This is a genomic window from Streptomyces sp. NBC_01618 (assembly GCF_045209435.1).
In the GTDB taxonomy this organism is placed as follows: Bacteria; Actinomycetota; Actinomycetes; order Streptomycetales; family Streptomycetaceae; genus Streptomyces.
In genome coordinates, this window is record NZ_CP109297.1 from 864642 (window position 1) to 885248 (window position 20607).

At 68.6% G+C, this 20607-nt stretch carries 16 protein-coding genes and 3 pseudogenes; 8 read left to right on the forward strand and 11 right to left on the reverse strand.

From position 1 onward, the window contains the following. Window positions 1-201 precede the first annotated feature (201 nt). Both OH735_RS04135 and OH735_RS04140 read right to left on the reverse strand, forming a co-directional pair. A pseudogene (locus tag OH735_RS04135) lies at window positions 202-825 on the reverse strand (Tn3 family transposase); the annotation flags it as partial. A gap of 6 nt (window positions 826-831) precedes the next feature. Further along, window positions 832-1274, reverse strand: a pseudogene (locus tag OH735_RS04140) (DUF4158 domain-containing protein); the annotation flags it as partial. 592 nt (window positions 1275-1866) lie between these two features. Between OH735_RS04140 and OH735_RS04145 the strand changes: the two are divergent. Next, complete coding sequence (locus OH735_RS04145; protein WP_406379546.1) at window positions 1867-3066, forward strand: NAD(P)/FAD-dependent oxidoreductase; 1200 nt, start codon at window positions 1867-1869, stop codon at window positions 3064-3066. 18 nt (window positions 3067-3084) lie between these two features. Next, window positions 3085-4047: a sigma-70 family RNA polymerase sigma factor gene (locus tag OH735_RS04150; protein WP_406379548.1), complete on the forward strand. Its 963-nt coding sequence runs from the start codon at window positions 3085-3087 to the stop codon at window positions 4045-4047. Between the two features lie 85 nt (window positions 4048-4132). Here OH735_RS04150 and OH735_RS04155 read toward each other — a convergent pair whose 3' ends face one another. From OH735_RS04155 to OH735_RS04170, 4 genes are all read right to left on the reverse strand, one after another. Continuing rightward, on the reverse strand, window positions 4133-5329 hold the full coding sequence (locus tag OH735_RS04155; RefSeq protein WP_406379550.1) for an RNA-guided endonuclease InsQ/TnpB family protein: 1197 nt from the start codon (window positions 5327-5329) through the stop codon (window positions 4133-4135). Window positions 5330-5905: 576 nt separating this feature from the next. Further along, entirely contained in the window at window positions 5906-6412 is a 507-nt protein-coding gene (locus OH735_RS04160) for a GNAT family N-acetyltransferase (protein WP_406379552.1), read from the reverse strand. A 178-nt stretch (window positions 6413-6590) separates the two neighbouring features. Continuing rightward, window positions 6591-7454: an LLM class flavin-dependent oxidoreductase gene (locus OH735_RS04165; RefSeq protein WP_406379554.1), complete on the reverse strand. Its 864-nt coding sequence runs from the start codon at window positions 7452-7454 to the stop codon at window positions 6591-6593. Window positions 7455-7606: 152 nt separating this feature from the next. Then, entirely contained in the window at window positions 7607-8599 is a 993-nt protein-coding gene (locus tag OH735_RS04170; protein WP_406379556.1) for a hypothetical protein, read from the reverse strand. 227 nt (window positions 8600-8826) lie between these two features. Here OH735_RS04170 and OH735_RS04175 point away from each other — a divergent pair, with 227 nt between their 5' ends. Beyond that, the gene (locus OH735_RS04175) at window positions 8827-9048 is read left to right on the forward strand and encodes a hypothetical protein (protein ID WP_406379558.1); all 222 of its coding nucleotides are present in this window, start codon (window positions 8827-8829) and stop codon (window positions 9046-9048) included. Between the two features lie 204 nt (window positions 9049-9252). Here OH735_RS04175 and OH735_RS04180 read toward each other — a convergent pair whose 3' ends face one another. Then, complete coding sequence (locus OH735_RS04180) at window positions 9253-9582, reverse strand: helix-turn-helix domain-containing protein (protein ID WP_406379560.1); 330 nt, start codon at window positions 9580-9582, stop codon at window positions 9253-9255. Continuing rightward, a complete protein-coding gene (locus tag OH735_RS04185) occupies window positions 9579-9836 on the reverse strand; it encodes a tyrosine-type recombinase/integrase (protein ID WP_406379562.1) in 258 nt (85 codons plus the stop codon). The genes OH735_RS04180 and OH735_RS04185 overlap by 4 nt, the downstream gene beginning before the upstream one ends. 241 nt (window positions 9837-10077) lie before the next feature. Here OH735_RS04185 and OH735_RS04190 point away from each other — a divergent pair, with 241 nt between their 5' ends. Then, window positions 10078-11277, forward strand: coding sequence for an NAD(P)-binding domain-containing protein (locus tag OH735_RS04190; protein WP_406379564.1), 1200 nt, complete (start codon window positions 10078-10080; stop codon window positions 11275-11277). Between the two features lie 108 nt (window positions 11278-11385). Further along, complete coding sequence (locus OH735_RS04195; protein WP_406379566.1) at window positions 11386-11787, forward strand: hypothetical protein; 402 nt, start codon at window positions 11386-11388, stop codon at window positions 11785-11787. Between the two features lie 164 nt (window positions 11788-11951). Here OH735_RS04195 and OH735_RS04200 read toward each other — a convergent pair whose 3' ends face one another. The 3 genes and pseudogenes from OH735_RS04200 to OH735_RS04210 form a co-directional block, all read right to left on the reverse strand. Beyond that, a complete protein-coding gene (locus OH735_RS04200) occupies window positions 11952-12254 on the reverse strand; it encodes a hypothetical protein (protein ID WP_406379567.1) in 303 nt (100 codons plus the stop codon). Between the two features lie 159 nt (window positions 12255-12413). Further along, window positions 12414-12807 (reverse strand): annotated as a pseudogene (locus tag OH735_RS04205) (endolytic transglycosylase MltG); the annotation flags it as partial. Window positions 12808-13189: 382 nt separating this feature from the next. Next, window positions 13190-14995 carry an ABC transporter ATP-binding protein gene (locus OH735_RS04210; RefSeq protein WP_406379569.1) on the reverse strand — a complete coding sequence of 602 codons (1806 nt, stop codon included), beginning with the start codon at window positions 14993-14995 and terminating at the stop codon, window positions 13190-13192. Between the two features lie 135 nt (window positions 14996-15130). Between OH735_RS04210 and OH735_RS04215 the strand changes: the two genes are divergently transcribed. From OH735_RS04215 to OH735_RS04225, 3 genes are all read left to right on the forward strand, one after another. Then, window positions 15131-15574, forward strand: a complete 444-nt coding sequence (locus OH735_RS04215; protein WP_406379571.1) for a MarR family winged helix-turn-helix transcriptional regulator — start codon at window positions 15131-15133, stop codon at window positions 15572-15574. Window positions 15575-15698: 124 nt separating this feature from the next. Further along, window positions 15699-18650 (forward strand): FAD-binding and (Fe-S)-binding domain-containing protein, encoded by a 2952-nt coding sequence (locus tag OH735_RS04220; RefSeq protein ID WP_406379573.1) that lies wholly within the window; start codon window positions 15699-15701, stop codon window positions 18648-18650. A gap of 337 nt (window positions 18651-18987) precedes the next feature. After that, on the forward strand, window positions 18988-20463 hold the full coding sequence (locus OH735_RS04225) for a Gfo/Idh/MocA family protein (protein ID WP_406379574.1): 1476 nt from the start codon (window positions 18988-18990) through the stop codon (window positions 20461-20463). Window positions 20464-20607 lie beyond the last annotated feature (144 nt).

Here is a 20607-nt window from a genome sequence, read left to right on the forward strand (position 1 = left end):
CGTACGTACCTGTTGGCATGTGCCTCGGCGTACCCCACCTCGTCGACCGCGTGTCGTAGCCCGCGCCGCAATGGCGGCAACGGTTCGCGTACCCGTGCGTCCGAGGTGCACCTCTCCCTGACCGTGGACTGCTCGTGGAGCCCTCATGACCATCGGCCACGCCTTCACCCCACCGAATATATCGCCTGATTCCGGTAAACCTTCGGCGCGGTAGAGGATGGCTCTACCGACGTCGGCCAAGCGCGGGGAGAACTGGTAGCCCATGAGACGGAAGAGGCCGAAGACGATCTCACTGGCGCCGTGCGTGTCCGAGGTGATCTCAACCGGGCGCAGTGCGGTCTCCTGCTCCAGCAGGCCGTCCAGGATGTAGAAGGAGTCGCGCTGGGTGCCGGGGATCAGGATGCCGTGCAGGCCGCTGAACTGGTCCGAGAGGAAATTGTAGAACGCCACCCCACGCCGGCGGGTGCCGAAGTACTTCGGGTTGGGCCCTGAGTTGAGGGTGCGGATCGGGGCGACGAAGCGGAGCCCGTCGGCGGAGGCCGGCTCGCCGCCGCCCCACGCCTGCACCAGCGGCAGGCGCATGTGGTAGTCGACCAGGCGGGCGTTGGCCATCGAGAGAGTCGCCGCGCGTACGTAGTTCTGCTCGACCCAGAACAGCCGGTCTCGATTGAGCGCGTCGACGCCGTCGTGAACGATCAGCTCGATGCCGCCGGCAGTCGGCGCTGCCGCCAGGGTCGCCCACAGGCGTCTTTCGACCCGCTCGCGGGTGCCGGAGACCAGGCGTTCCAGCACGGTCACCCCGGGCAGCACCACCTTCTTGTCCACCAGGCGCTTGGTCGCCAGGTCGAACAGCAGGGTGGGCCGCTCGGAGCCGATCCAGGCCCGCTGGTACATCCAGCGGGCGAGGGTGAACCACTGGTCGAACTCGAACTTCGTGTAGCCGTAGCCGTCCCGGATCTGCTCCTGGTGATCCCAGCGGGCTTCGGCTGTTCCGTACCCGGCCAACGCGGCCGGCTCCAGGCCGAGCTGTTCGGCGACGTAGCCGACCACGACGGCGGGGACCACTTCGGGGTTGTTCAGGAGGTGCCCAGGCAGCGGATGGTTCCGAGCTGGACGGCCCAGCCGATCCGATTCCGGGCACCCCACGCGGCCATCGCCCTGCGACGTGCGGTCTGATCCAGCAGAGACGACCCGGCGAGCCGGCCCTCATCCGGGTGCTCGGCGAAGTGACCGAAGCGCCTGCGCTGTTCGTCGCTCAGAAAGTTGGTGGGCACCGCCCGCTCCTTGATCCGTCGGCATGATTCGCGCGACGGTGCCAGGCGATCTGACGGGGCGTGAGGCGATCAACGATTCCAGCTCAGAGCATCACCCCATGTGATAGGCGGGGTGGTGCGGTCAGATGGTGCTGCCGGGGCCTGCGGCAGGCGCAGCGAGTGGCGGACGGTTTCCAGGACGGCGGCACGCAGGACGGCGGCACGGGGGCCGTACGCGTGGGCCGGTCCCGCCTCGATGCGGCAGCCGGGGTGTGCGGCGAAGAGGATGGCGCCGTGGTGGACCCACCCGGTGACAGCCGTTCCTGATACGGGCACGGGTGGTGAATCGGACGGCCTTGGCGCGGCTTTCTTCAGCACGGCCAGGTTGGCGGGTGTGATGCCGACGCGCGTTCGGCGAGTTCGCCCAAGGACATCTTCTGCTTGGCGAGCATGACGTCAGCTCGGCCTGCATCTGCGCCGCCTCGGCGTCGCGAGCATCGCCTGGCGGCGCTCCTGCCGATCTGTGACCCATGCCACATGCAGTTCCTGTCAGCAATCGGGGCGCTGTTCCGCTCAAGTCACCGAGAGCCAAGCGAACCGACAGGAGCATCACATGAAGCACCGCATCGTCGTCCTCGGTGCCGGCTACGCCGGGTCCTACGTGGCCGGGACCCTGGCCCGCCGGCTGTCCCCGGCGGACACCGAGATCACCGTGGTCAACGCCGAGCCGGACTTCGTCCAGCGGCTGCGGCTGCACCAGCTCGCGGTCGGCCAGGAGATCGAGGCTCCACAGCTCGCCGACGTCTTCGTGGGCACGGGGATACGGCTGCGCGTGGCCCGTGTCACCGCCGTCGACCCCGAGCGCCAGGTCGTCGCCGTGGCCGACGCCGACGGCGGCGGCGAGCTCGGCTACGACACGCTTCTCTACGCGCTCGGCAGCCACGTCACCAACCACGGCGTCCCCGGCGTGGCCGAGCACGCCTTCGACGTCGCCGGCCGGCCCTCGGCGCTGCGCCTGCGCGAGCGCCTGGACAGCCTGAGCAGGCGGGACGAAGGCGGGAGTGTGCTGGTCGTCGGCGACGGGTTGACCGGCATCGAGACCGCCGCCGAGATCGCCGAATCCCGGCCCGGCCTGTCGGTGACGCTGGTCGCGCGCGGAGAGCTGGGCGCACAGCTCTCCGCCGGAGCCCGCAGCCACCTGCGCCAGACCTGCGACCGGCTGGGCATCACAGTGCTGGAGCACACCGGCGTCGAAGCCGTCGAAGCAGCGCGGGCGCTGTGCGCCGACGGCACCGCCCTGGCGTCCGACGCAACCGTGTGGACGGCCGGGTTCGCGGTCAACCCCATCGCCGCCGCCGGCGGGCTGGAGGTCACCGAGAACGGTCGGATCGTCGTCGATCGCACCATGCGGTCGGTCTCGCATCCGAACGTCTACGCCGCCGGCGACAGCGCCTACGCCATCGGCGACAACGGCCGACCGCTGCCGATGTCCTGCGCCTCGGCCGGTTACACCGGCATGCAGGCCACGGCCGCGATCGTGGGACGCCTGACCGGCCGCAAGATCGCGAACACCAAGCTGGAGTACCTGGGCAACCACATCAGCCTCGGGCGGCGGGATGGGATCCTGCAGATGGTCGATGACGAAGGGCAGGCAAAGCCGAAGTATGTGGGCGGTTGGAAGGCCGCGCGGATCAAGGCGGGCATCCTCAAGATGTCGCTGTGGGCCAACTCGCACCCGACCTTCGGCCTGCCCAAGCGCAAGCGCCACCTGGCCGCCTCGCCGGATGCGTCCGCCGAGAAGGCGGTCGCGTAGCCGCCTAGGGTGGTCCGCGTGGACAGCACCGCCATTGATTGCTTCGACACCAGTCGGTTCGAGGCCAGCCGGAACCGGCTGGCCTCGCTGGCGTACCGGCTGCTGGGCTCCGCCGCCGACGCCGAAGACGCCGTGCAGGACGCGTTCCTGCGCTGGCAGGCCGCCGACCGGCAGCAGATCAAGGTGCCGGAAGCATGGCTGACCAAGGTCGTCACCAACCTGTGCCTCGACCGGCTCCGCTCGGCACAAGCCCGCCGCGAACGCACCGCCGGCGCCTGGCTGCCCGAACCGCTCCTCGACGGCGACCCGATGCTCGGCCCGGCCGACACGTTCGAGCAGCGCGAATCGGTCTCCCTGGCCGTGCTGACCCTCATGGAGCGTCTGTCACCCCTCGAGCGAGCCGTCTACCTCCTGCGCGAAGCGTTCTCCTACAGCCACACCGAGATCGCCGAGATACTCGACATCACCGAGTCCGCAAGCCAGCAGCACCTCCACCGGGCCCGGCACCGCATCACCGCCGCGGGCCGCCGCGGCAGCGGCGAAGTCGACTCGGCATCCGCCCGCAAGATCGTCGAGGAATTCCTCGCCGCTGCCTCCTCGGGCCGCACCGAACGGCTGGTGGCGCTGCTCACCGACGACGCGATCGCGATCGCCGACTCCAACGGCGCCGGCCTGGCCAAGACGCTGCTGCGGTACGACACTCCGGAGCGCATCGCCGCCATCGCACGGGCCGGTTTCAAGCCCACACCCGCAAAACGGCGACTCGCCGGCGGCACGCCTGCCGTCCACTACGCGCTCGTCAACGGCGCCCCCGCCATCCTCTTCGTGCTCGGCGACCAGGTCATCGGCGCCGTGACGTTCGACGTCACCGACGGCAAGATCGCAACCGTGCGCGGCATCGCCGCCCCCACCCGCCTCGTCCGCCTCACCGAAGCCTGGCGGCAGCACGGACCGGACACGCCGCTCATCACCCAGTGGTGACCCGACGCCGACCGCGGCCAGGCGCAGCGCCCGCGTTTCGTAGGTGGTCGCTCTTGACGCTCTCCCTCCTGAAGGAGGGAGATTCCTACGGCTCGCGCCGTGAGACTTCCTGTTTCATCGCCGACTGCCCGCCCGGAGTTCTCCGTTGAGGTCTTACACCAGCTCCACAGGCCGACACCGCCCGTCCGGCGGCCAGCAGGTTGCGTGCGGCGTTCACGTCCCGGTCGTGGGTCGTGCCGCAGGCGCACGTCCAGGTACGGACGTGCAGCAGCATCTTGTCCTGCAAGGTGCCGCAGACGGAGCACAGCCTGGAGGAGGGGAAGAAGCGGTCGACCGCGATCACTTCCCGCCCATGCCACTGGGCTTTGTACTCCAGCAGGCTGCGGAACTCGGCCCATGCCGCGTCGCTGATGGCGCGGGCCAGGCTCCGGTTCTTGACCATGTTGCGCACGGTCAGGTCCTCGATCACGATCGTTTGGTTTTCACGAACGAGCCGAGTGGTCAGCTTGTGCAGGCCGTCACGGCGCCGGTCGGCGATCCGGGCGTGGATCTTCGCGACCTTCAGCCGGGCCTTCCTGCGGTTGGCGCCGTCACCCTTGGCCTTGCGCGCAAGGGCGCGTTGGGCCTTCGCGAGCCGGGCACGGTCCGTGCGCTCATGCCTCGGGTTAGCGATCTTCTCACCGGTGGACAGCGTCAGGAGGTGGTTCAGACCGACATCGACACCGACCGCCGCATCCGTGGCGGGGAGCAGCTTGACGGTGGGGTCGTCGCACAGCATGGAGACGAACCAGCGACCGGCGCTGTCCTGGGAAACCGTCACAGTGGACGGCTTCGCCCCCTCCGGGAGCGGGCGCGACCACACGATGTCCAGCGGCTCGGCCATCTTCGCCAGAGTCAGCCTGCCGTCCCGGAAGCGGAAACCGCTGGTGGTGTACTCGGCGGACTTGCGGGACTTCTTGCGGGCCTTGAAGCGCGGGTACTTGGCCCGCTTGCTGAAGAAGTTAGTGAACGCGGTCTGCAAGTGCCGCAGCGTCTGCTGCAACGGCACCGACGACACGTCGTTGAGGAAGGCCAGTTCCTCGGTTTTCTTCCACGCCGTCAGCAGGGCCGAGGTCTGGTTGTAGTTGACCCGCTCCTGCCGCGTCCACGCCTCCGTGCGGGCCGCAAGCGCCAGGTTGTAGACCTTCCGCACGCATCCGAACGTGCGCGACAGCTCAGCTGCCTGCGCATCCGTCGGATAGAAGCGGTATTTGAACGCCCGCTTCACGTGGCTCGTGGTCACGCTCACAAACTAATGCGACCGCACGTAAAGATCAAATCTGCGGGTCAGAGCACTGTGATCCGCCCTGGCGGCGAATCGCAGTCCTTGCCCTGCTCCGCAGGAGTCCGTTTCCTCTCCGCCCTGAAGGGCGGAGTATCCGCGGAGGAATCAGATGAAACACCCGCCCTCGCGACCACTCACCTGCGGCGATCATGTTTCATGAGTTGTTGCAAACGGCTGGGCATCTGAAACGCCTTCATGAACAGTCCGGGATCACGAGCGACGACTGCGGCTCGTCATCACCACAGGCGCGAAGAAGGGCCAGCACCCCTCGCCCGCCACCGTCATGCGGATGCTGCGCGAACACGACGAGCAGGCCGCCACGGCGGCGAGCACGTGATCACCCCGCTACTTTGCGGCTGGTGTCTGAGCTAGGACACCGGGTCGCAGAGTCCCGCGGGTTCAGGCAAACTGAAGAGTTCTCGCTGGGAACCCGGGGGTCCGTCGTCGTGCTGAACGGCATTGGACCCGCGAGTTCGACTCCAACTTGTGACCACGCCGCTTCCGGGCTCCGTGGACGGACAAACGGGGAGCGGGCTAGCCAAGAGGGCAGCGGTAGCGCAACTTGTTGAGAGATCCGCCGCCAGTGGAGTCCTCCACGGCCGCGCCGTCTGCGCCCCAGCCAGCGGCTTCGTAGAAGCGCCGGGCGCGTTCGTTGTCTTCCAGGACCCACAAGGTGGCTTGCGTGTAGTCGGCCTGTCCGAGAGCCGCCAACGTGGCCAGCATCAACTGCCTTCCGGTTCTCGTGCCCCAAACCTCGGGCATCGCGTAGAGCGTGCCGATTTCCGCGATGACAGGGGTGTCCTGAGACGGGCCGAAACTTGCGAATCCGACGATCCCGGCCTTGGTTTCAGCTACCAGTACTCCCGACGATGGCCACCGTGTTTTCGCGATTCGTGTCTTCCACTCGGACTCTTCGCGGCTCGGGTCCATGGCGTCGAGGTAGTGCTGGGGAACAAGACCGGCAAAGGCCACCTGCCAGGAGCGCACGTAGACGCCAGCGACCTCTGAAGCATCATCAGGCCATGCCTGTCGAATCTGCATGACTGTCATTCTTCAAGTCCCGTCAATTTGGACCAAGTTCTTTTCCCGAGGGCGATGGTGTCGACGGTCACGGATTTCCCCACGGCCTGCGTGATCAGCGTCACGTAGTTCCCCACCCGCGCGGTCACGATTCCCCAGGGGGATGGTGACCGCGTCCGGCACACCCTCGAAGGGCTGATCAGACCATCGGCGGCCCCGCCTCGATGCGGCGCAGTACGGGGGGCAGGCGGTCCAGGTCGGGGCCAGTTTGGACCTGTCGTTCGTCCCACCAGGTGGCGCCGGCGTCGAGCAGTGGGCCGATCACGTCCTTGGCCTTCGCTGCGTCCGGCGGCGTGGCTCCGCCGAGTACGAACTCGAAGGGGTGCTCGGCCCCGGCTGTACGGTGCTTGCGTACATAGCTGACCAGTTCCCGTACCTCCGCGGCATCGGGCACATGTCCATGCCGGGCCGTCTCGAAGAGTGGCGCCGCACCGTCCCACCGCGCTGCCCGCCGCATGGGCGGACGGTGCGGCCAGAACCCGCCGATCCACACTGGCAGGCCCGGCCGCTGCACGCTGGCGGGGGGCATCGTCACGTCCCGGACCTCGTAGTGTTGACCGTGGTGGTTCACCGGCTCGCCGGACCAGAAGCGCATCAACAACTCCAGTCCCTCGTCCAGCCGCTGTGCGAGGAGACGTGGCTCGGCAGTGTCGCCAAAGCTGCGGTATTCGTCCTCGATCGGACCGCCCAGGCCAGCGGCGAAGATCACCCGGCCGCCACTGAGGTGGTCCAGGGTGGCCACTTGGCGGGCGAGTTGCTGCGGACGGTAACGGGGAACCGGCGTAAGCAGGGTGCCCAGTCGGATCCGGGAGGTCGCAAGCGCGGCCGCGGTCAGCAGCATCCAGGGGTCACCGAAGGGACGATCCTGGTGCTGTCGGTGCAGTACGTGGTCCCAGACGAAGAGTCCGTCCCAGCCGGTCTGTTCGGCGGCGGCCGCCACGGTCGCGACGTTACGGGGGTCGGCAAAGTCGCCGAAGTTGGGGATGTTGATGGAGAAGCGCATCTCAGCAGGATGTGCAGCCGGCCACGAGGGGCAATCGGATTTCAATCCAGGTGACTTCCTGGCAGGCCACGGACAGGTGTAGGACCGCGCAGGCTCCATCGTGATCTCCGAACCACAGTCGGACTGACAGGACTGACCCGTCGGACTCCACATCACGCGCGAAACCCGTCAGCTGCTACGGCCACCACCTGGGGAATTGCGTGACCGTCGACAGATGGTGAGTGCTCGGCTGTCTGTTCCAGCAGGGCCCGTGCGGAGTCCGCGTAGCGGATGGCGGTCTTCTCATCGATGCCGAAGACGAGGGCGAGGTGGAGGGGGTCGGCGCCGTGGGTGAGGGCCTCTTCGAGCTGGCGGTCGACGCGTAGCCGTTCGAGGGTGGCGGTGAGGTTGCGGGTGGCCCGGGTGGTCCAGAGCTTGTCGGCCGGGCCGAGCTCGACGGCGGTCTTCTGGGTGATCAGCAGGTGGGGATTGGCCGTGTTCGGCCAGCGGTTGCGGCGGTGGTCGAGCCAGTCCAGGACCGCTCGGTGGGTGAGGTCGTCGAGTGGGCGGACGTGGCCGCCGACGGTGATGCGCCGGTTGCCCAGGTCGACGTCGTCCAACTGCATGGTGCGGATCATCTTCGGCCGTGCCGCGTGGACGGCGGCCAGGGCGACGATGAGCCGGATGTCTGGGGTGGTGGCCGTGGCGATGGCCTCGTCGATGTCCGCCTGGACAAGGGCCTGGAGGACGCCGCCGGTCGGCCGGGGGACACGGATGCGGATCGTCGGGTTGCGGAAGATCTGGCCGTTCTTCTTCGCGTGCCGGAACAGTGACCGCAGTGCGACGATCCGGCTTTCGCGCTGTTTGCCCGTGACAGCATCCCGGGCCGCGATGATGTCCTCCCGGGTGACCTCTCGCAGATGGTCGTAGCGGCTGGACCACTCCACCGGCACCGGCTGGATCTCACCCAGGTAGGCCCATGTCGTATGCCGGGAGCGAGGCTCCGACCGGGGGCCACCGTCGAGGAGAGTGCGGACCCAGGCTTCGACGGCGCGATGGATACCCAGGGGCATCCCGTCGAGTTTTCGCTCCAGCCACCGGTCGACGGCGGGTGCCCGGTCGTCGGTGAACAGGCCGAGACGGTCGAGGACCTCGGCGGTCCGCACGACGGGAAGCCCACGGACTCGTAGGGCCGGAGAGCTCGGAGTACCGGATCGACTCACCTTCGCGGAAGCCGGACAGCACGATGACCAGGACTCGGTTCACGTCGCTGGTGATCCAGCGGCTCCAGCCGCGGGCTTCTCCCAGCGCCCGAGCGGCCTGCTGGGCCCGGACCAGCCAGGGATTGGCCAGGTCGGCGTGGAGTTCCCGGTCGAACCGGCGGAAGTCCCGAGTGGCAGTGAACAGCGTCAGTTGCGTTGACGTCGTGATCACGCGATGCGGTTCGGGAAGCGGCGGCGGCTTCAGCACGCGCCGTCCGGCCTTGCCGACTCGCGGCCCGCTGTTCTTGGGCCGCTGGAGGTTCGCGAAGAACAGCTGCTGGCAGGTTACCCGCCGTAGGTACGACTCGATCACCGAAGCCTTGCCGCTGGCCTTGATCGCCCAGGTCGCCTGAGCCCGGCAGAGGCGGCAGTAGCCGTGCTTGTCATCGACCGGGACCTGCCGCTGACAGCTGACGCATGCACCGACGGCGTGTTGCTGGCCGTAGGTGTAGCAGCCGCGGCAGAACCGGCCGGGCAACTGCCTCCAGGCGAAACATCCTGAGCAGGAGGCCGCCGGCTTGTTCTCGCTGATCTTCCCCATGGTGATGGTGACCAGGTCACATCGGCGGCAGGGAACGGCCGTCGCGGCGTTTGGGCACGACCGCCGGGGCCACCACCGAGCCAGTCGTGGCCTCCTGGACGCCAGCCTGCTGTCCCGGGAGCCTGACCTTCCCGGGCTCGGGAATCAGCAGATCGCCGACCTCACAGCCGAGCACGACGCAGATCACGTCCAGATCCTCCAGCTTGAGGGAGACCGGCTGGCCGGACCACAGGCCCGACATCTTCCCGGCCGAGATCACCAAGCCATGTTCGCCCAGGCTCCGCTGGAGTTCGGACGCCTTCCAGATCCCTTTGTTCGCGGCGGTCAGCCGCAGGTTCCATTTCATCCCATCAGTCCTTCCAGCCGCTTCGCGGCCCGCTGCTGCCCGGACGCCCAGGCGTCCTCGACCGTCTGTTGGACGTGGATGTACCGCATCGTGGTGGCGATCCAAGAGTGTCCGAGGACCTCTTGGATCCCGAGTAGGTCAAGGCCCCCGAGATAGAGCTCGGACGCGCAGAAGTGCCGCAGGACGTGCGGCGTGAGCGTGTCGGCCCAGGCAGGCAGATGGGCCTTCGCCGCGGCGGCCAGGCCGTTACGCAAGGCGTCGTCGCCGACGCGAGGGCGTGACGCCCGAGCTGGCGGCGCGCGGCCTGCTGTCGTCCGTACCGGCGTCGCCGCTGCTCGGGGCGGCTGCCTCGAACGGCCGGCCCGCCTCCGCGCCCGGCGGGGCTCCGCTGCTCGTCGCGGGCGGTCGCTGTGCGCCTGTGCGCCTGTGCGCCTGTGCGCGAGCTTCATAGCTGATCGCGGGAAGATCCTCACCCCGGAAGAAGTTAGTAGAAGCGTGAACAACTTTGGGGTGGTCGCAGCGCACACGGTCGATGTCGTCGTGATAGGCGCCGGACAGGCGGGACTGTCCTGCGCTTACCATCTGCGGCGCGCCGGCCTGGAGCCCGACCGTGACTTCGTCGTGCTCGACCATGCCCCGCTTCCCGGCGGCGCCTGGCAGTTCCGTTGGCCTTCGCTGACATACGACAAGGTGCACGGCATGCACGCCCTGCCCGGCATGGAACTCACCGGAGCCGACGACAGCCGACCCTCCTCCGAGGTGATCGGTGCGTATTTCGACACGTACGAGCGCACCTTCGACCTGCGGGTTCACCGGCCTGTCGAGGTGAACGCCGTGCGCGAGGGCGATGGCGGACGGCTGCTCGTCGAAACGTCCGAGGGTAGGTACGCCACCCGCGCCCTGATCAACGCGACCGGCACCTGGGACCGGCCGTTCTGGCCTCGTTACCCGGGTCAGGAGAGCTTCCGGGGACGGCAGCTGCACACCGCGAACTACCCGGGGCCCGCGGAGTTCGCCGGGCAGCGCGTGGTGGTGGTCGGTGGGGGCGCCTCCGGTACGCAGCACCTGATGGAGATCGCCGAGGTGGCGGCCGAGACGTACTGGGTGACCCGTCGGCCGCCGGTCTTCCGGGAGGGGCCGTTCGACGCGGACCGGGGGCGGGCCGCCGTGGCGATGGTGGAGGAGCGGGTACGGCGCGGGCTGCCGCCGCAGAGTGTGGTGAGCGTGACGGGGCTGCCGCTCACCGACACCGTCCGGCACGCCCGCGAGGAAGGGGTGCTCGACCGGCTGCCGATGTTCGAGCGGATCACGCCGACCGGGGTCGCCTGGGACGACGGCCGGACGGTCGAGGCGGACGTCATCCTGTGGGCGACCGGTTTCCGGGCCGCCATCGATCATCTCGCCCCGCTGAAACTGCGCGAGCCCGGCGGCGGCATCCGCGTCGACGGTACCCGGGCCGTACGGGACGGCCGCATCCATCTCGTCGGCTACGGGCCGTCCGCGAGCACTATCGGCGCCAACCGGGCCGGGCGGGCCGCAGTGCGCGCGATCACACGGCTGCTGCACAGGACGGGCACCGGAACCGGGACCGGGACCGGGACCGAGAACGGTGCGGAGGCAGGAACGGGGACGGGAGCGGGAGCGGAAACGAAGGCGGACGAGGCATTCGGGGGTGTGACCCGGATACGCGTCTGAGGGACAATGATTTGATCTTGAAGTCCTGAAGGGCCCGGCCCGACGTGGCGGTGGTCGGCTCGCAGGAGTAGGCCGACTGGTCCGAGGAGCCGCTCGGAGTGGGAGGTCGTGAAGGAGGGGCTGGCTGACCGTCTGGTGGGGGGCGGGCTGTGCGAGGTCGGCGAGAGTGCCGAGTTCGACGCGCGGTTCTTCCACCGGCAGTTGGAGGACAAGCTCCGCAGCACAGCCGCGGCGGCTGATGCCGGGTACCCGGACAACGAGGGTCTGGTCATCGACCCGGAGACGGGCATCCCGTCGCTGAAGCCGCACCGCTCGGAGGGGCTCACTCCCTCGGCGAGGCGGCTGGAGCAGGAGATCAAGGCGAGGATGCCGGAGCGCACGCTGATCGGGATTCTGTCCCGGACCGCGTACTGGTTGGAAGGGCCTGACCTTCTACCGGCCCAGCAAGACCACCGAGTACGTGCACATCGACAATGGGAACGAGACTCGTCCGTACATCTGGCCGTTTGATGGTCCTGATCCGGTTGACGTGGCCTTCGACAACGCCAGAGCTGTACGGAAGGGGCAGGCCGGCGGTGACGGCGTCGAGGGCCGCGGTGGGACAGTTCGTCGACGTGGTCGCCATCGGCGTCGCTGTGGCCGTCGCTGTGGGCGTCGCTGTGCGTCAGAGGACGTCATGAGAAGTGCACGTCACTGAGGTCGATGCTCACCATGACGTGATCGTGGTCGGGACTTCCGTCGGGCCCGCACAGATACGCGCGACGCCTGGTCGGGAACTTGATGCCGTCCGCTTCCTCGATGTCAGTGACGTACCGGGCGGCCGCGAAGCCGCCGGCGATGTCCACGTGGTAGTCGTGCCGCCTGAGCAGAAGGTCGTCCCCGAAGTAGAAGTCCTGGACCGTACTGTGGCTTGCGATGCCCCGTCCGGGAATATGACCCGGAGATGGCACCGGCGCTCGGTCGGCGATTCGGTCCATGGTTCCCTTTCCTCCACGGTCATGCCGTCCATGATCATGAAGAACGGTGTGGTCAGGTACGTCCACAGCACGTAGCCATTGAAGTAGGCGCGGTCCAGCGGATCCCAGGGGGTGTCCAGGACGTGCCCGGAGAACGACTTACGCGGGTCGAGACGCTCGCCGGATGTAGATGACGCGGGCGACCTTGCCCATGTCGCGCTCGGTGTCCGCTTCGGCCTGCACGATGCTCGCGATCGTCACCGTCTGGTACGCGGAGACGCCATTGCGCCGCGGCCGGGAGCGGCAGATCCGCCGTGCCAACGGCCTTCCCGGTGGTGCCGGGCGCGACGGCCAGGGTCTTGTCGACCGCGGCGTACACCTGGGACGCCCGCCGACCCTCGGGCACCACCAGGGGGTGAACCCGTTCGACCTTCGGCCCCCGCAGGAGCAGTGGTACGAGGACTGCGGCCACCACGGCGAGGACGAGGACGAAGCCGATGAACAGCGCCAGAAGGCCGCGCCGGGTCAGGCGGAGAGTACGGCGGGGCGGGGTGTCCGGGGACTCGTTCACCATGCGGGCACGCTATCCCGCTGTCCGGACCGCCCACCTGGACGACACGGCCCCACAGCCACGAACAGAACACACGAACAGGGGATCGGGTGTTCGCTGGAACGCGTGATCGTTGCGCCATTCGTTGCTCAACTCCCCCGCGACGAATGATGATTACAGGGCGCAGGCGACGGGCTGCAGACCGCAACTGCGCTGTCCCACAGATGCACCATGTACAAGGAGATACACCGAATGAACCTCATCACCAACCTGCTCGCCGGCATCGTCCACTTCGTGGGTTGGCTCGTCTGACCATCGCTTCGCCCGGCGCCGTCGCTCCCCGTCCCACGGGAGCGGCGGCGTCGCCGCATGTACGGCCCCGGCGGGGCACGCCTGAACCCGCCGATCAGCCTGTCGCGGGCGCCAGTTGGGTGTCCCGCCGGACCAGGGCGGCGTAGCGCCCGTCCTGGTGGAGGAGTTCGTCATGGCTGCCGCGCTCCGCGGTGCGGCCGCCGTCCAGGACGACGATCTGGTCGGCGTCGCGGACGGTGGAGAGACGGTGCGCGATGGTGATGGTGGTGCGTCCCGCGGAGAGCGCGTCGATCGCTTCCTGCACGGCGAATTCCGTACGTGTGTCGAGGGCGCTCGTCGCCTCGTCGAGCACGAGGACGGGCGGGTCGCGCAGGATCGTACGGGCGATGGCCAGGCGCTGTTTCTCGCCGCCGGAGAAGCGGTAACCGCGTTCACCGACGAGGGTGTCGTAGCCGTCGGGCAGTGAGGCGATGTGGTCGTGGATCTGCGCCGCACGGGCGGCCGCCTCTACTTCGGCGTCGGTCGCGTCCGGCTTGGCAAAGCGCAGGTTGTCGGCGACCGAGGCGTGGAAGAGGTAGGTCTCCTGGGAGACCACGCCCACGGCCCGGGCCAGGGTATCGAAGTCCAGATCGCGTACGTCGACGCCGTCGAGCGTGACCCGGCCGCCCGTGACGTCGTAGAGCCTGGGCACCAGATAGCTGAGCGTGGACTTGCCGGACCCTGTGGGGCCGACGACTGCCAGGCTGCCACCGGCCGGAACGGTCACATCGATGCCGCTGAGGGTCGGACCGCTCTTCTCGTCGTAGCTGAAGTCGACGTCCTCGAAGCGGATCTCGCCGCGGATCTCGTCCAGTCGGACAGGGTTCTCGGGCTCGGTGATGTCCACTTCGAGGTCGAGGTACTCGAAGATCCGCTGGAAGAGCGCGAGGGACGTCTGCATCTGCACGCCGGTGGAGAGCAGGCTCACGGCGGGCCGGAAGAGGCCCTGCTGGAGGGAGACGAAGGCAACGAGCGTGCCGATGGAGACGGCGGGGCCGCCGGACTGCAGGGCGAGGCCCGCTGCCCAGTAGATGACGGCGGGCATGGCGGCCATGACGATGCCGATCGTCGACATCCGCCACCGCCCGGCCATGCTGGAGCGCACTTCGAGATCGACCAGCTTCTCGGATTCCTCGGCGAAACCCTGGGTGAGGGAGTCCGCCCGGCCCATCGTCCGGCCCAGGAGGATGCCGCTGACGGAGAGCGATTCTGTGACCGTGGCCGCCATGGCCGCCATCTGCTTCTGCCGCCGGGTGGTGATCTTCTTGCGCTCACGGCCGACCCGGCGGCTGATCCAGACGAAGACCGGCAGCAGTAGGAGCGAGACGAGGGTGAGCCGCCAGTCGAGCGCCAGCATGGCGACGACCGTGGCGATGACCGCGGTGAGGTTGGAGACCAGTGAGGTCGCGGTGGAGGTGACGGTCGCCTGCATGCCGCCGATGTCATTGGCTATGCGGGACTGCACCTCACCGGTGCGGGTCCTGGTGAAGAAGGCGAGCGGCATCCGCTGCAGCTGAGCGAAGACGGCGGTGCGCAGATCGTGCATGACGCGCTGGCCGACCGTGGTGGAGATCAGGGTCTGCAGGACGCCGAAGACGCTGTTCATCACGGCGGTGAGGATCATGCCGAGGGCGAGCAGCGACAACAGTCCTGTACGCCCCTGCGGGATGGCGGTGTCCAGGATTTCGCGCAGCAGGAACGGCGAGGCGACCGACACCAGCGACGAGGCGCCGACGAGCAGTCCGACCAGGGCCAGGCGGCCTCGGTAGGGGTGGAAGAGGCGCAGGATGCGGCGCAGCTCGGCGGGCGGGCCGCTGCCGTCCCGGGGTGGGGGTGTCCAGTTGATTTCGTCGGGTTTCATGGGCTCCTTCGTCAGGCATGCGTCGGGCGTGCGGCAACTCGTCGCACCCCTGGGGACTCGAACCTCAAAGCTTTTGAGAGCATAGCTCATTGTTACCTATACTCACAATGCACAAGGTCCTGATACTGTTCGACCATGGACTCCTCCGACGCCGACGGCGTGCTCGCCGAGCAGTTGCTGCGAGTGACCCGCAGACTCCAGCGGATTCAGAGCCGCCAGCTGGAGCCGATCGGTATCACTCCCGCACAGTTCCGGCTGCTCCGCACCGTCGCGCATTACGACGGCCCTCCCCGGATGGCCGATCTCGCGCAGCGGCTGGACGTCGTCCCGCGCGCCGTGACCAGCCTGGTCGACGGCCTGGAGGCCAGCGGCCGGGTTCGCCGCGCCCCCGATCCGGACAGCCGGCGGGTGGTCCGGATCGAGATCACCGACGAGGGTCTCGCCACCCTCCGGTCGCTGCGCGACGCGCGCCGGGCCGCCGCAGAGGAGATCCTGGCTCCATTGAACGCGGACCAGCGCGAGGTGCTCGGCGGGCTGTTGTCCGCCCTGGTCAACGGAATGCCGGAGCGCCGCTGCTGAACCGGCGGGGACGCGCGTCCGCCCGATGGGTGCCGCGTGCGCACCGACGCTGTACAGAACCGCACCGTACAAGAACAGACCACACAAGCACACACAATTACAGAACCGCCGAGGAGAGCTCGCCATGCCACTGCTGGAGCCGAAGCCGGAAGCACTCCGCCCCGCTGCGGTGCGCAACCCGTCCGTGGACCGGGTCCCCGACCGACAGGCTCCGGGGACGCCCGAACCGCTGCGCGGCGAGCTCATCGACCTGCTGGGCCCGGAGAAGGTGCTGTGGAAGGTCTCCGACCTGGTGAAGTACGCCTCCGACGCCAGTCCCTACCGGTTCATTCCCCAGGTCGTCGTGGTCCCGGAGGACATCGACGACATCTCGGCGATCCTGTCGTACGCGCACGGCAAGGGCCGCGAGGTCGTCTTCCGGGCGGCCGGCACCAGCCTGAACGGCCAGGCCCAGGGCGAGGACATCCTCGTCGACGTACGCCGCCACTGGGCGGGCATCGAGATCCTGGACGGCGGCGCGCGGGCCCGCATCCGGCCCGGGACGACGATCCTGCGCGCCAACGCCACCCTCGCCCGGTACGGCCGGCTGCTGGGCCCCGACCCGGCCAGCGCCATCGCGTGCACGATCGGCGGAGTCGTCGCCAACAACGCCTCCGGAATGACCGCGGGGACGACCCGCAATTCGTACCGCACCGTCTCCTCCCTCACCTTCGTGCTGCCGAGCGGCACGGACGTCGACACCGGGGACCCCGCGGCGGACGAGGACCTGGCCCGTGCCGAGCCGCGGCTGTGCGAGGGGCTGCTGGCGCTGAAGGCGGAGATCGAGGCCGATGCCGCGCTCACCACCCGGATCCGCGCCAAGTACGAGATCAAGAACACCAACGGCTACCGGCTCGACGCCTTCCTGGACGGCTCGACGCCCGTGCAGATCCTGCGCGGTCTGATGGTCGGTTCCGAGGGCACCTTCGGCTTCATCTCCGAGGTCGTCTTCGACACCCTGCCGCTGGACCGCCGCGTCTCCACCGCCCTGCTGTTCTTCCCCTCGCTGACCGCGGCAGCGGCCGCCGTACCCGGCTTCAACGAGGCGGGGGCGATCGCCGTCGAGCTGATGGACGGCAATACGCTGCGCGCGTCGGTGAGCGTCCAGGGCGTGCCCGCCGACTGGGCCGGGCTGCCCAAGGAGACCACGGCGCTGCTGGTGGAGTTCCGGGCTCCGGACGAGGCCGGGCAGGAGGCCTACGAGCGGGCGGCGGCAGCCGTCGTCGAAGGTCTCGACCTGGTGACCCCCGTGTCGTCGGTGACCAATGAGTTCACCCGCGACACCAAGGTCATCTCGGGCTACTGGAAGGCCCGTAAGGCGTTCGTCACCGCGGTCGGCGGCTCCCGGCCCTCGGGTACGACGCTGATCACCGAGGACTTCGCGGTGCCGCCCTCCCGGCTGGCCGACGCCTGCGAGGCCCTGCTCGGCCTTCAGGCGGAGCACGGCTTCGACGCCGCGGTCGCCGGTCACGCGGCCCACGGCAATCTGCACTTCCTGCTCGCTTTCGACGCGGCGAAGCCGTCCGACGTGGACCGCTACGCCGCGTTCATGGACGACTTCTGCCAGCTGACGGTGGACCGCTTCGACGGCTCCCTGAAGGCGGAGCACGCCACCGGCCGTAATATCGCCCCCTTCCTGGAGCTGGAGTGGGGTCCGAAGGCGACCGAGCTGATGTGGCGCACGAAGCAGATCATCGACCCCGACGGGGTGCTGGCGCCCCGCATCGTCCTCGACCGCGACCCGAAGGCCCATCTGCGCGGGCTGAAGACCATCCCCGAGATCGAGCAGATCGCCGCCCCCTGCATCGAGTGCGGATTCTGCGAACCCACCTGTCCCAGCCATGACCTGACCACCTCGCCACGCCAACGGATCGTGCTGCGCCGGGAGATGATGCGGCAGCCCGGCGGCTCCCCGGTGGAGGCGCAGCTGCTCGACGCGTACGGCTACGACGCCGTCGACACCTGCGCGGGCGACTCGACCTGCAAGCTGGCCTGTCCGGTCGGCATCGACACCGGCGCCATGATGAAGGACTTCCGCCACCAGCGGCACTCACCGCGCGAGGAGCGCATCGCGGCACTCACGGCGAAGAACTTCAAGGCGGTGGAGGCGGCGGCCCGGGTCGCGGTCGCCGCGGCCGACCGGCTCGGCGACCGGCTCGGCGACGGGCCGCTGGAGACCATCACCGGGCTCGCCCGCAAGGCCGTACGTCCCGATCTGGTGCCCGAGTGGCTGCCCGAGATCCCCGGTGCCGCCGCCCGGAAGCTGCCCCGCACCTCCCGTGTCGGGGCGAGCGCGGTCTATTACCCGGCGTGTGTGAACCGTATCTTCGGCGGGCCCGAGGGGCATCGTGGCCCGTCGCTACCGCAGGCCGTCGTCGCCGTCTCCGCCCGCGCCGGAAAGCCGGTATGGATCCCGGACGATGTCGCGGGCACGTGCTGCGCGACGATCTGGCACTCCAAGGGATACGACGCGGGCAATGCCGTGATGGCCAACCGCATCGTGGAGGCGGCCTGGGGCTGGACGGCGGGTGGCAAACTGCCGCTGGTCGTCGACGCCTCGTCGTGCACGCTGGGCATCGCCCATGAGGTGGTGCCGTATCTCACCGACGACAACCGGGAGTTGCACCGGGAGCTGACCATTGTCGACTCCCTCGTCTGGGCGGCCGACGAACTGCTTCCCGAGCTGACCGTCCTCCGGAAGATCAGTTCGGCTGTCCTGCATCCGACGTGTTCCATGCAGCATCTGGACGACGTGGAGCAGTTGCGCACGGTCGCGGAGGCCTGCGCGGAGGAGGTCGTGATCCCCGACGACGCCGGGTGCTGCGCCTTCGCGGGCGACCGCGGCATGCTGCACAAGGAGTTGACGGCCTCCGCGACGGCGAAGGAGGCCGCCGAGGTGAACGCGCGGGAGTACGACGCGTATCTCTCGGCCAACCGGATGTGCGAAATCGGAATGGACCGGGCCACGGGGCATTCGTACTACTCGGTGCTGATGGAGCTGGAGCGGGCGACGCGGCCGGGAGCCGTTGTGCGCTGATCTCGGGCCGTCCGACGGTACGGATCGTCCTGACCCGAACTGCCGGGGACTGCCAGGGGCTGCCACGGACTGCCTCGTGGCGCCACAGACTGCCTCGTGCTGCCACGGGCTGCTGCCCCGGACCACTGCGGGCGTCCCTGGCCCCATCGGCCGCTGTACCCGATCACCGGGCGGGCTCGGATTCCGAGCCTGCCCGGCTTCTGCGTGCCACAAAAGTCCATGGTTTCGAAGCAGGAGTCCAATCACTCCCCTTGCGCATCAACAACACCAACTACCAGGGTCCTTACCGAGATTCATTCAACAGCCGCGCACGTCAGACCCCCCTCCTGGAGGATCGATGAACGACGCAGCACAGCAGAACGACGACGGTACGCGGGACGACGAAGACGGCTCGGTGAGCCGCCGCTCGGTCCTGTGGACGACCGCCACGGTGGCCGGTGCCGGGATCGGACTCGGTGGTCTCGGCAGCGGCACCGCGTCCGCCGCCACCCCCGGCCGGAGCCCGGAGGCCACTGCCGCGGCACAGCCGGATCAGGCGGCCGCCCCGAAGCGCCAGGGGCGCACCATGGTGGGGGTGCCGTTCGACCGGCGTTCCACCGTACGGGTCGGCCTGGTCGGCCTCGGCAACCGCGGTGGCAGCATGATCGACCTCTTCCTCGCCGTCGGCGGCGTGCAGGTCGTCGCCGTCTGCGACCCGGTCAAGGCCAAGGCGGAACGGGCGGCCGCAAAGGTGACCGCGGCGGGCCAGCCTGCCCCCGCCGTCTACACCAACGGCGAGGACGACTACGAGAATCTCTGCAAGCGCGGGGACATCGACTTCGTCTACGTGGCGACGCCCTGGGACTTCCACTTCGAGATGGCGAAGACCGCCCTGCTGAACGGCAAGCATGTCGGCGTGGAGTGTCCCATCGCTCTCCAGCTCGACCAACTGTGGGAGTTGGTCGATCTCTCGGAGCGCACCAGGCGCCACTGCATGCAGTTGGAGAACTGCTGTTACGGGCGCAACGAGATGCGGGTACTGCGCATGGCGCATGCCGGGCTCTTCGGTGATCTGCTGCACGGCGCGGGCGCGTACAACCACGATCTGCGCGGGCTGATGTTCGATCCGGGGTACTACGAAGGGCCCTGGCGCAGGCTGTGGCACACCCGGCTGCGTGGCGATCTCTACCCCAACCACGGCTTCGGCCCGGTCGCCAACTACATGGACATCAACCGTGGCGACCGTGCGGTGAGCATCACCAGCGTGGGCTCGCCGTCCCTGGGGCTCGCCGAGTACCGCAAGAAGCACATGCCGGCCGGTGATCCGAGCTGGAAGGAGACCTATATCGAGAGCGACCGGACGATCAGCCTCGTCCAGACCGCCAAGGGACGGGTCATCCGGCTGGAGCACGACGTGTCCACTCCGCATCCGTACTCGCGGATCAACAGCCTCGGCGGTACGAAGGGGGTCTTCGAGGACTATCCGGCCCGGATCTACATCGAGCCCGACCACACCAACGACAGCTGGGGCGACTTCTCGAAGTACACGGAGTGGGACCACTGGCTGTGGAAGGAGCATGCCAATCCGCCCGGCGGTCACGGCGGCATGGACTACATGCTGGTGTTCCGGCTGATGCAGTGCATGCGGCTCGGACTCGTCCCCGACTTCGATGTGTACGACGCGGCGACGTGGACGTCGCCCGTGCCGCTCAGCCATCTGTCCATCAAGGCCAAGGGCGCGCCGCAGCAGATTCCGGACTTCACACGCGGTGAGTGGAAGAAGGCCCGCTCCGGCATGGATTCGAATGATCCGGAGGGTCCGGCGAAGTCCTGACCGGCCGGCGCGAGGGACGAGAGGGATTGCGGGGCCCGGTCCGGCTGGGCCCAGCCGGACCGGGCCCCGCAGTGCCTCCCTGGCTCCCGCCCGCTCATGACCATGGCGCGAAAGGTGCCGTTCGTGGAGAAAATCGATTGCTCC